This window comes from Streptomyces sp. NPDC006487 (genome assembly GCF_042870555.1).
Taxonomy (GTDB): domain Bacteria; phylum Actinomycetota; class Actinomycetes; order Streptomycetales; family Streptomycetaceae; genus Streptomyces.
Genome location: NZ_JBIAHN010000032.1, coordinates 41,851 through 52,274, shown reverse-complemented (window position 1 = coordinate 52,274; position 10,424 = coordinate 41,851). Strand labels below are relative to the sequence as shown.

The 10,424-nt window shown below is 70.7% G+C and carries 7 protein-coding genes and 1 pseudogene; 4 read left to right on the top strand and 4 right to left on the bottom strand.

The genetic code is table 11. The features are described 5' to 3' along the window. A partial coding sequence (locus ACFYM0_RS36810; protein WP_388509756.1) for a family 1 glycosylhydrolase occupies positions 1 to 438 on the top strand: 438 nt, incomplete at its 5' end. A gap of 76 nt (positions 439 to 514) precedes the next feature. On the opposite strand, the gene ACFYM0_RS36805 is transcribed toward ACFYM0_RS36810, so the two are convergent. Together ACFYM0_RS36805 and xylB are read right to left on the bottom strand one after the other, a co-directional pair. Next, a complete protein-coding gene (locus tag ACFYM0_RS36805; RefSeq protein ID WP_388509753.1) occupies positions 515 to 1,726 on the bottom strand; it encodes an ROK family protein in 1,212 nt (403 codons plus the stop codon). A 13-nt stretch (positions 1,727 to 1,739) separates the two neighbouring features. Then, a complete protein-coding gene (xylB, locus tag ACFYM0_RS36800) occupies positions 1,740 to 3,170 on the bottom strand; it encodes a xylulokinase (RefSeq protein ID WP_388509750.1) in 1,431 nt (476 codons plus the stop codon). Positions 3,171 to 3,263: 93 nt separating this feature from the next. Between xylB and xylA the strand changes: the two genes are divergently transcribed. Continuing rightward, complete coding sequence (xylA, locus tag ACFYM0_RS36795) at positions 3,264 to 4,436, top strand: xylose isomerase (protein ID WP_388509747.1); 1,173 nt, start codon at positions 3,264 to 3,266, stop codon at positions 4,434 to 4,436. Positions 4,437 to 4,649: 213 nt separating this feature from the next. Here the strand turns inward: xylA and ACFYM0_RS36790 are convergent, their stop codons facing one another. Further along, positions 4,650 to 6,080 (bottom strand): non-reducing end alpha-L-arabinofuranosidase family hydrolase, encoded by a 1,431-nt coding sequence (locus ACFYM0_RS36790; RefSeq protein WP_388509744.1) that lies wholly within the window; start codon positions 6,078 to 6,080, stop codon positions 4,650 to 4,652. 614 nt (positions 6,081 to 6,694) lie between these two features. Continuing rightward, positions 6,695 to 6,961 (bottom strand): annotated as a pseudogene (locus ACFYM0_RS36785) (transposase); the annotation flags it as partial. A 715-nt stretch (positions 6,962 to 7,676) separates the two neighbouring features. Between ACFYM0_RS36785 and chvE the strand changes: the two are divergent. Both chvE and mmsA read left to right on the top strand, forming a co-directional pair. Beyond that, entirely contained in the window at positions 7,677 to 8,771 is a 1,095-nt protein-coding gene (gene chvE / locus ACFYM0_RS36780) for a multiple monosaccharide ABC transporter substrate-binding protein (protein WP_388509741.1), read from the top strand. A gap of 102 nt (positions 8,772 to 8,873) precedes the next feature. Then, positions 8,874 to 10,421: a multiple monosaccharide ABC transporter ATP-binding protein gene (gene mmsA, locus ACFYM0_RS36775; RefSeq protein ID WP_388509738.1), complete on the top strand. Its 1,548-nt coding sequence runs from the start codon at positions 8,874 to 8,876 to the stop codon at positions 10,419 to 10,421. The last annotated feature ends 3 nt before the right edge of the window (positions 10,422 to 10,424 follow it).

Sequence of the window (10,424 nt, the reverse complement as noted above, 5' to 3'; positions counted from 1 at the left end):
GGCGCGGACGAGGTCGCCTTCCACCAGGCGCCGGGCGAACGTACGGCGATGGGCTGGCCGGTGGACCCGAGCGCCCTGTACGACCTGCTGACCCGCACCGCCGCCCGGTACCCCGGACTGCCGCTCGTCATCAGCGAGAACGGAGCGGCGTACGAGGACGAGGTCGGTCCGGACGGCACGGTGCACGATCCGCAGCGCGCCGCCTACATCCACGCCCACCTCGACGCCGTGCACCGGGCGATCACCGACGGGGTGGACGTCCGCGGCTACTTCCTCTGGTCGCTGCTCGACAACTTCGAGTGGGCCTACGGCTACGCCAAACGGTTCGGCGCCATCCACGTCGACTACGACACCTTGAAGCGCACACCCAAATCGAGCGCGCACTGGTACGCCCGTGTTGCCCGGACGGGAGAGCTGCACGCTCCTGGCGGCGCGTAGCCCACGACCGCGCACCGATCCGCGGTGAACGGGTTCTGCGCCCTGGCGCGGTGAGCCTTCCCGGTCACAGCACCGGTCAGCGGATGGGCAGGCGGGCGGGATCGGCGATGATCTGCCGGACGGTCGACCACGCTGCGCCCAGCACCGGTCCGCGGCGCCCCAGAACGGAGGGGCGCACCGCCTCCGGGTTCCAGGGCCGGACGGTAACCCGGGCGGCCAGTTCGGCGCGGACCGACGGGAGGAGCCAGTCGGCGAGTTCGGCGTAGGCGCCGCCCAGAACGAGACCGTCCGGGTCGATCAGGTTCACCGTCGAGGTCAGGGCGAGGCCCATGGCCCGTCCTGCGCGGTCCAGGGCGCGCAGGGTCGTGGCGTCCCCGGCGGCCGCCCGCTCGGCGAGCAGGGCCACCGGGTCGCCGACGGGGCCCAGCCCGGCCTCGCGCAGCACGGCCGCTTCACCCGCGTACTGCTCCAGGCAGCCGCGTGCCCCGCAGGCGCAAGGGGCGCCCTCCGGGTGGACGGGCAGGTGGCCGAGTTCGCCCGCGAAGCCGCGGGCGCCCCGGAACAGCTGCCCGCCGATGATCAGTGCGGCACCGATTCCGGCCTCGGCGGAGACGTGTACGAACGTCTCGGCGGGGTTGCCCCGGTGCCACTGCTCGGCCAGCGCCCCGAGGTTGGCTTCGTTCTCCGGCTCGGGCGCGGTGTCGGGGTCGGGCCAGTGGTCGGCGGGGCGGACGGCTTGCCAGCCGAGGTTGGGAGCGTTCGCGACCAGTCCGCCCGGCTCGTTCGGCACCACCCCCGGCACGGCCAGGACGCGGCCCTCGACGCGCAGGCCGAGGGCCGCGGCCTCGGACTCCGCCTCGGCGCCCAGCGCGGCGGCCTCCGCCAGCACCTCTCCGGCCGGTCGGCCCGCGTTGGCCCGCTCCACGCGACGCCAGACCCGGGGTTCACCGCGCAGGTCCACGACGCACGCGGCGAGATGGGTGACGCCGATCTCCAGGCCGAGGCCCGCGGGACCCCGATCGTTCAGGGCCAGCGCCCGTCCGGGGCGGCCGACCCGTCCGCTGGGCGCGGTCTCCGTCTCGGTCAGCGCTCCTCGACCGATGAGCTCGTCGGCCATGGAGGAGACGGCCGGCCTGGTCAGGCCCGTGTGCCCGGCCACGTCCGCCCGGGAGAGCGGTCCGTGCGCGGCGACCACGCCGATCACCACCGCGAGGTTCCGCCGGCGCATCCCCTGCTGCGAGGCGGGCGCGGCCTCCGCGCCCCCACTCCCCCTGCCGGTCCCCGTCATCGGCCCGACCCTCCTATCGCTCTCCCGGCGGGACCTCCTGCAAGGCCCGCGCCCGCCGCAGCGTACTGGTGATCCGTTCGAGCGCGTCGTCGTCACGGGGTACGGGCTCCAGTACCCGGCCCTCGGTGGTCCGCCAGCGCCGGGCGACGGCATCGGCAGGCTCACCGGTGAGCAGGGCGGCGGCCTGGGCGGCGGCCCCGAGCGCGACCAGTTCCCGGGCCTCGGGCACCTGGACCGCTCGTCCGGACAGTCGCAGGACGGTCCTCTGCCAGGCCCTGCCGCGGGCTCCGCCGCCGATCAGCAGGAGTGGTTCGCCGGGGGCGGGGTTCTCGCCTCCGGCGCGCAGCACGTCGTCGAGGGCCGCGAGCAGGGCGTGGGCGGCGCCGTCGTAGGCGGCCTGGAGCAGCTGGCCCGGCGTCGTGTCGTGGCGCAGGCCGTGGACCAGGCCGGAAGCCTGCGGGAGGTCCGGAGTGCGCTCGCCGTCCAGGTAGGGAAGCACCACCGCCGTGCCGCCTCCCTCGACGTCCTCGCGGTCGCGGCCTACGAGAGCGGCGAAGCGGTCGACGGCGAGGGTGCAGTTGAGCGTGCAGGCGAGCGGCAGCCAGCCGCCGAGGGCATCGGCGAAGCCGGCGACGGTTCCGCCCGGGTCGGCGGGGCGGGTCCGGCCTACTGCGTAGACGGTGCCGGAGGTACCGAGGCTCAGCACCGGACGCCCGGGGCGCAGGCCCAGCCCGAGGGCGGCGGCCATGTTGTCACCGGTCCCGGTCGCCACCAGGGCGCCCTCGCGCAGCGGCATCCCGGCCCGGACGACTCCCGCCCGGGCTCCCGGCGCCAGGACCTGCGGCAGCAGCCCGGGGTCGAGGCCGATCCTGCCGAGGACGTCCTGGTCGTAGCCGTCCGGCCCCCACCAGCCGGTCCCCGACGCGTCTCCGCGGTCCGTCACCGCTTCACCGGTCAGCCGCTCCGTCAGGAAGTCGTGGGGAAGCCGGACGGCCGCGACGCGGTCAGCGGCGGCGCGCTCGTTCGTGTGCAGCCAGGCCCACTTGGCGGCCGTGAAGGCGGCCGTGGGGACGCTTCCGGTGCGGCGGGCGAGCTCTGCCGCCCCGAACGCGGCTGCGAGTTCGGCGGCCTGCGGGGCGGAGCGGACGTCGTTCCAGAGCAGCGCCGGGCGCACCGGCCGTCCGGCCGCGTCGAGGGTGACCAGGCCGTGCTGCTGGCCGGCGATCGAGCAGGCGGCGGCGCGATCCGCCCAGCCGGTGCCCGCCACGGCCTCGCCGAGCGCCCGCCACCACTGTTCGGGGTCGCTCTCGCGTCCGGCGCCCGCGCTGACGGCGTGAGCGGCGCGGCCCTCGCCCAGGACGGCACCGGTGTCCAGGTCGACGGCGAGGGCCTTGGTGGCCTGGGTCGAGCTGTCGACACCGATCACGACACGCTGAGCAGACATGCGTTCCTCCGGTGGGGTTCCTTCTGGCGTGTCCGCATACTAATTTGTTTTTCGCCATTACAAATAGCCCTCGGCCCAGATCCGGAGCGCCTCATGACCAGCGACCCGCTCGTCCCCACCCCCGCGCACAGGTTCACCTTCGGCCTGTGGACCGTCGGCTGGCAGGGCCGGGACCCCTTCGGCGACGCCACCCGACCCGCCCTCGACCCCGTCGAGAGCGTGGAGCGGCTGGCCGGGCTCGGCGCCTACGGCGTCACGTTCCACGACGACGACTTGATCCCCTTCGGCGCCGGCGAGGCCGCCCGCGAGCAGGCGGTCAAGCGCTTCCGCACCGCACTCGACACGGCCGGGCTGAAGGTTCCGATGGCCACCACCAACCTCTTCACCCACCCGGTGTTCAAGGACGGCGCCTTCACCGCGAACGACCGGGACGTGCGCCGGTACGCGCTCCGCAAGACGATCCGCAACATCGACCTGGCCGTGGAACTCGGCGCCTCGGTCTACGTCGCCTGGGGCGGCCGCGAAGGCGCCGAGTCGGGCGCGGCCAAGGACGTGCGCTCCGCCCTCGACCGGCTGAAGGAGGCCTTCGACCTGCTGGGCGAGTACGTCGAGAACCAGGGATACGACCTGCGCTTCGCGATCGAACCCAAGCCCAACGAGCCGCGCGGCGACATCCTGCTGCCCACCATCGGCCACGCCCTGGCGTTCATCAACGAGCTGGAGCGGCCCGAGCGGGTCGGCCTCAACCCGGAGGTCGGCCACGAGCAGATGGCCGGGCTGAACTTCCCGCACGGCATCGCCCAGGCCCTGTGGCACAACAAGTTGTTCCACATCGACCTCAACGGCCAGACGGGCATCAAGTACGACCAGGATCTGCGCTTCGGTGCGGGCGACCTGCGCCAGGCCTTCTGGCTGGTCGACCTGCTGGAGTCGGCCGGCTACGACGGCCCCCGTCACTTCGACTTCAAGCCGCCGCGCACCGAGGACTCCGCCGGCGTCTGGGCTTCGGCGGCCGGCTGCATGCGCAACTACCTGATCCTGGCGGAGCGCGCCCGCGCCTTCCGGTCCGATCCGGAGGTCGGGGCCGCGCTCGCCGCCTCCCGGCTGCCCGAACTGGCCCTGCCGACCGCCGCGGACGGCCTGGCCGGTCTGCTGGCCGACCCGTCCGCCTTCGGCGAGTTCGACGTCGACGCCGCCGCCCGCCGCGGCATGGCCTTCGAGCAGCTGGACCAGCTCGCCCTCGAACACCTCCTCGGCGCCCGCTGAGCCGCAGCGCCCCGGAGCCGGGCCGTGGCGTTCCACGGCCCGGCTCCGGGGCGCCTTGGCCGCCGGTACAGGGTGAGGAACCCCAGCCGATGCGCGACCGGGGTTCCTCGGTGCGGTGAGCACGGGTCAGCAGGTGGAACTGCCCACACCATGAACCTCTCGGCTGCACGTCGGCGGAGCGCACCACATCGCGAGCGCTGTGGTTCAGGCGGGTCAGCGCTGCAGGGTGAGCAGTCCCGGCCGGTAGGGCAGCTTCAGGTAGTCGGTGTTCTCCGGTGTGGTGGTGGGGAGGCCCTGATAGAGGAACTGCAGGTTGCAGGGATCGATGGTCATGGTCTGGTCGGGGTTGTTGCGGACCAGGTCACCGTGGCTGACGCCCCTGGCCCAGGTGGAACCGCTGTTGGCCTGACCCGCGAAGGGGCTGCTCTCGCTGCCGGCCTGGACGGTCCACGGACCGTTCAGGCTGGAGGCGGTGAACGAGCGGAAGTAGCGGTTCGAACCCTGCGCCTCAACGATCATGAGGTACTGGTTCCGGCCCTGAACCTTGTAGACCTCCGGCGCCTCGAACAGAAGGTCCGTCGCGTCGCTCATGACCGTCGTGTACGAGGAGCCGAAGTTGCCCGGGAAGTTCCCGATCGGCATGCTCGCCCGGTAGATCTTGCCGTTGTCGGCGGCGAAGAACAGGTACATGTTCCGGTCATCGGCGATCATGGTCGGGTCGATCGGGGCGTCCCTCCGGTCCCCGGGTCCCGCGGGCAGGCTGCCGGTGAACAGCGGCTGCGCGGCCGACCAGCCGTTGGGGTTGGTGGGGTCGCTGGAGGTGCGGTAGTAGAGCGGCCACTGACTCCACTGGGACACCATCACCCAGACGTCCTTGGGCGCGAAGTAGAACAGTTCGGGAGCCACCGCGGGTTCGTTCATCCGGGTCTGGGTGGCCGCCCCCATGTCCGACCAGTTCGTGAAGGGGCTGAACGCCGTCGAGCCCCACGCCGTTCCGTTGGAGGTGGTCGCGTAGACCAGGTGCTTGCCGTTGTACGTGGTGGTGGAGAAGTCCTTCAGCGCCAGCTGCCCGTTCGCCGGCTGCGCCAGCGGACCCGTCGAGGTCCACCGGTAGGCCGACGGAAGAGCACACGCGTTGCTCACCCCGGACAGGCCGGTCCACTTCTGGTTGCTGCCACCGTGGCACGACCAGGTCTGCACCCCCGTGCCGTTGGCCGTGCCCCAGCCCGAGACCTCCAGACACAGCCCGGACCGAACGCCGACGATCGTGCCGTCGGAGTTCACCCGCCACTGCTGGTTCTCACTGCCGTTGCACGTCCAGATCTGCACCGGGGTCCCGGACGTGGTGGCGCCGCCCCGGACATCCAGGCACTTGTTGCCGTACACGGTCAGCTGGCTGCTGTCCGTCAACGTCCACTGCTGGTTGACTCCACCGTGACAGTCCCAGATGTGCACGTTTGCGCCGTCGGACTGGCTGAAGCCCGACACATCGAGACAGCGGCCGGAAGCAACACCGCGCAAGTCGCTGGTGGTGGCCGCCTGAGCCGGGCCGGCGACGAGCAGTGCCGCCAACGCGGCCAGGGCCGCGACCGCGGCGGCGAGCACCGCGGACAGACGGCGGCTGCTGGAACTGCGTCTGCGCATTTGAGATCTCCTTTGTAACCGGATGAGCTGTCACACGGTTTGGGCGGGGGCGACCCGCCCTCGGCACCTGCGGATCCCGCCGCACGGCGCGTCGCAGCGGCGGAGCGGCGGAGCGGCGACAAGGTGTGGCCTCTGAGGGTGATGGGGGACGCCGGAGAATTGTTAGCGCTAACAATTCGCAGCTCACACATGGGCGCTGGAGGCAGGAGACCAGGGGCCTGGGCGACTGTCAAGATCTTCTGCAAGAATCCGTCGGAGCACTGAAACAACATCAGGACGGTCAACCGCAAGGGGAGCTGATGAAGTCGAGCCCCAGCAGATCGACCTCGACCCGTAACGGGACCGCACTGCCCACCTGAAGCCAAACGGCTCTGCCTCGGACTGCGGCGGCCTGGAAGGGCGCGTGGTCGCGGATCATGACCCGGAGGACATTGCCGCGGCGCCGAGCGAGGGTGAGAACTGCTCGCCGTGTCCTTTGCCTTCCTTCCCCTTCCGGTCGCATTACGCCTGGGAGACCGGGCAGAGGAATACGCTGACCTGCGCGGAGAGGTAGAGGTCCCGCTCGAGGCCGCGGTGGTAGCGGCGGCGTCCGCGCAGGTTCCCGCTGACCGTCCCGGAGTCCCGGGGGCGGGTGCCAGGCGGGCGAACGCGGTCAGGCGGTCGGGGCCGGCGAAGACGGTGCATTCACCGCCGGTCGCGGCGACGAACTCCGCTCCAAGAGTGCGTCCCATGCCGGGCGTCGCGAGGACGACCTCGGCGCCCTGGCGCCGGCGGAACCGGGTTTCGAGTCGGCCGTCGAGTTCGGCCACTTCGTCGCTGCGGGCGGCTGCCGAGCGGACGACGAGCTCGGTACCCAGCCCTTCGCCTCGCAGGGCGGTCATCTGGCTCTGGACAGCTTCCACGGCCCGGGCTGCGAGCGCCGCCGCCCCGCCGACCTCACGGTTACGGAGCCGTGCCTCCAGCCGCCTGACACCCATGCGGCGGATCGCGGCCGGGGTCCGGTAGGCGGTCAGCAAGAATCCGTCTCCTCGCGCATGACGCGGCGGGACAGCTCGGGCACGATTTGCTCCGCCGGCTCGTCGTTACACCGTTCCCGCAGCCGACGTCGTCTCACAAGCGACCGAGTCGCGACGCCACGGGACCCCTCGGCCGACTGCTGGAACCGACCGCGGCGTGGGGCACAGAACTGGCGCGCCGGGCCGCCGCACTGACGGCGGAGATCCGGTACGCGATCACGTCGACGCCTTCCAGGCCCTGGTCGAACGGCGGGGTCGAGTCGAGGCCGACATCGCCGAGGGTGTGCGGGCTGCGGGTGACCAGAACACGGGCAGCGGGGTCGGGCCGGTGGTCCAGCTCCCGGAACTTCCGCGCGCATCCGCTCCCGCACGCCGGACGAATGCCCCGACAGCGATCCGAACAGACCCTTGACGGACCACTTGTGAGCGTTAACACTCAGGTATCGCCAGGCCGGAGCCGCCGCGAGCCCGGACTTCACACAGTGCGAGGAAACGGCTCCCGGCCGGCCCCGCTCGACCGCTTCCGGCTTCTCCCAACCGGGTCGCACCGTGCCGGTCGCGGAACATCACTGGAGGAACTGTGCGGAAGCTTTCAGCCGGCCTTGCCACCCTGGGCCTGACGCTGTCGCTGGCAGCCTGCGGCCAGAGCGCCAACGGAGCAGGCGAGGGTGGGGGTGGCGGGGAGGCCAAAGGCGGCCTCGTCGGCATCGCGATGCCGACCAAGTCGTCGGAGCGCTGGATCAACGACGGCACCAACATGGTCAAGGAGTTCCAGGCCAAGGGTTACAAGACCGATCTCCAGTACGGCGACAACGTCGTGGAGAACCAGGTCTCCCAGGTGGAGAACATGATCACAAAGGGCGCCAAGCTGCTGGTGATCGCCGCCATCGACGGTTCCTCGCTCACCAACGTGCTACAGAAGGCCGCCGACGCCCACGTCCCCGTCATCTCCTACGACCGGCTGATCCGCGGCACGAAGAACGTCGACTACTACGCGACCTTCGACAACTACAAGGTCGGCGTCCTCCAGGGCAGTTACATCGTCGACAAGCTCGGCCTCAAGGACGGCAAGGGGCCCTTCAACCTCGAGCTTTTCGCCGGCTCGCCGGACGACAACAACGCCACGTTCTTCTTCAACGGTGCGATGAGCGTCCTCAAGCCGTACGTCGACGACAAGAAGCTGGTCGTGCAGAGCGGCCAGACCTCCTTCAACCAGATCGCCACACTGCGCTGGGACGGCGGTCTCGCCCAGTCCCGGATGGACAACCTGCTGAGCAAGTCGTACACCGCCGCCCGCGTCGACGCCGTGCTCTCGCCGTACGACGGCATCTCGATCGGCATCATCTCCTCCCTCAAGGGCGTCGGCTACGGCGCCGGCCAGCCGCTGCCCGTCGTCACGGGCCAGGACGGCGAGCTGGCCTCGGTGAAGTCGATCATCGCGGGCGAGCAGACCCAGACCGTCTACAAGGACACCCGTCAACTGGCCAAGGCCGCCGTCCAGATGGGCGACGCGCTCCTGACCGGCGGCAAGCCCGAGGTCAACGACACCAGCCAGTACAACAACGGCGTCAAAGTCGTGCCGGCGCAGCTGCTCCAGCCGGTCAGCGTCGACAAGGAGAACTACCAGAAGGTCCTGGTGGACAGCGGCCAGTACACCGCGGACCAGCTGAAGTAGCCCGCGGAGCCCGACCGACGGGTCCGGCGACGACGAATTGGCGGTGCGACGCCGGGGAGACCGCCCCGCGTCGCACCGCCCCGACGATACGGATGCACAACCATGGCCCGACCCGTTCTCGAGATGCGGTCGATCAGCAAGACCTTTCCCGGTGTCAAGGCCCTCTCCGAGGTCAACCTGACCGTCGCCGCCGGTGAGGTGCACGCCATCTGCGGCGAGAACGGCGCCGGCAAGTCCACGCTGATGAAGGTGCTCAGCGGGGTCTACCCCCACGGTGGCTACGAGGGCGAGATCTACTTCGAGGGCGAGCCCTGCCGGTTCCGGGACATCCGGGCCAGCGAGCAGCGCGGCATCGTGATCATCCACCAGGAACTCGCGCTGGTGCCCTACCTGTCCATCGCCGAGAACATCTTCCTCGGCAACGAGCACGCCACCCGGGGCGTCATCAGCTGGCACAAGACGCTGACCCACGCCGCCGCACTGATCCGGCAGGTCGGACTCGACGAGAGCCCGCACACCAGGATCGCCGATCTCGGCGTGGGCAAACAGCAGTTGGTCGAGATCGCCAAGGCGCTCGCCAAGAAGGTGAAGCTGCTCATCCTGGACGAGCCGACGGCAGCCCTGAACGACGAGGACAGCCGCAAGCTGCTCGACCTGATCCTCGAACTCAAGGCACAGGGCATCTCCTGCGTCCTCATCTCGCACAAACTGAACGAGATCGCCCGGGTCGCCGATGCCGTCACCATCCTGCGCGACGGACGGACCATCGAGACCATCGCGATCGGCCCCGAGGGCATCTCCGAGGAGCGGATCATCCGCGGCATGGTCGGCCGCGACCTGGAACACCGCTACCCCGAGCGCGCCCCCGAGATCGGCGAGGTCGCCTTCGAGATCGAGGACTGGAGCGTCCAGCACCCGATCGACCACCGGCGCAAGGTGGTCGACGGCGTCTCGCTCAACGTCCGTCGAGGCGAGATCGTCGGCATCGCCGGCCTCATGGGCGCCGGCCGCACCGAACTGGCCATGAGCGTCTTCGGCCGCTCGTACGGGCGGTGGACCGGCGGCCGGGTGCGGCTGGACGGCCGGGAGATCCGAACCCGGACGGTGCCGGAGGCGATCGGGCACGGCATCGCGTACGTGACCGAGGACCGCAAGCAGCTGGGCCTCAACCTCAACGACGACATCAGCCGGAACATCTCGCTGAGCGCCCTCGGCAAGGTCGCCCGGCGGGGCTGGGTCGACCGGCACGAGGAGGCCCGGATCGCCGAATCGTTCCGGCGGACCATGAACATCAAGGCCCCCTCGGTGTTCGCGGAGACCGGCAAGCTCAGCGGCGGCAACCAGCAGAAGGTCGTCCTCAGCAAATGGATCTTCGCCGAGCCGGAAGTCCTGATCCTCGACGAGCCCACCCGGGGCATCGACATCGGCGCCAAGGCGGAGATCTACACCGTCATCGCCGAACTCGCCGCCCAGGGCAAGACTGTACTCGTCATCTCCTCCGAACTCCCCGAACTCCTGGGCCTGTGCGACCGGATCTACACCATGGCCGAAGGCCGGATCACCGGTGAGGTGGACCGCGCGCACGCCACCCAGGAATCCCTCATGCGGCTCATGACCATGAGCGCGGCATACCTCGACAAGCAGGTGTGAGGC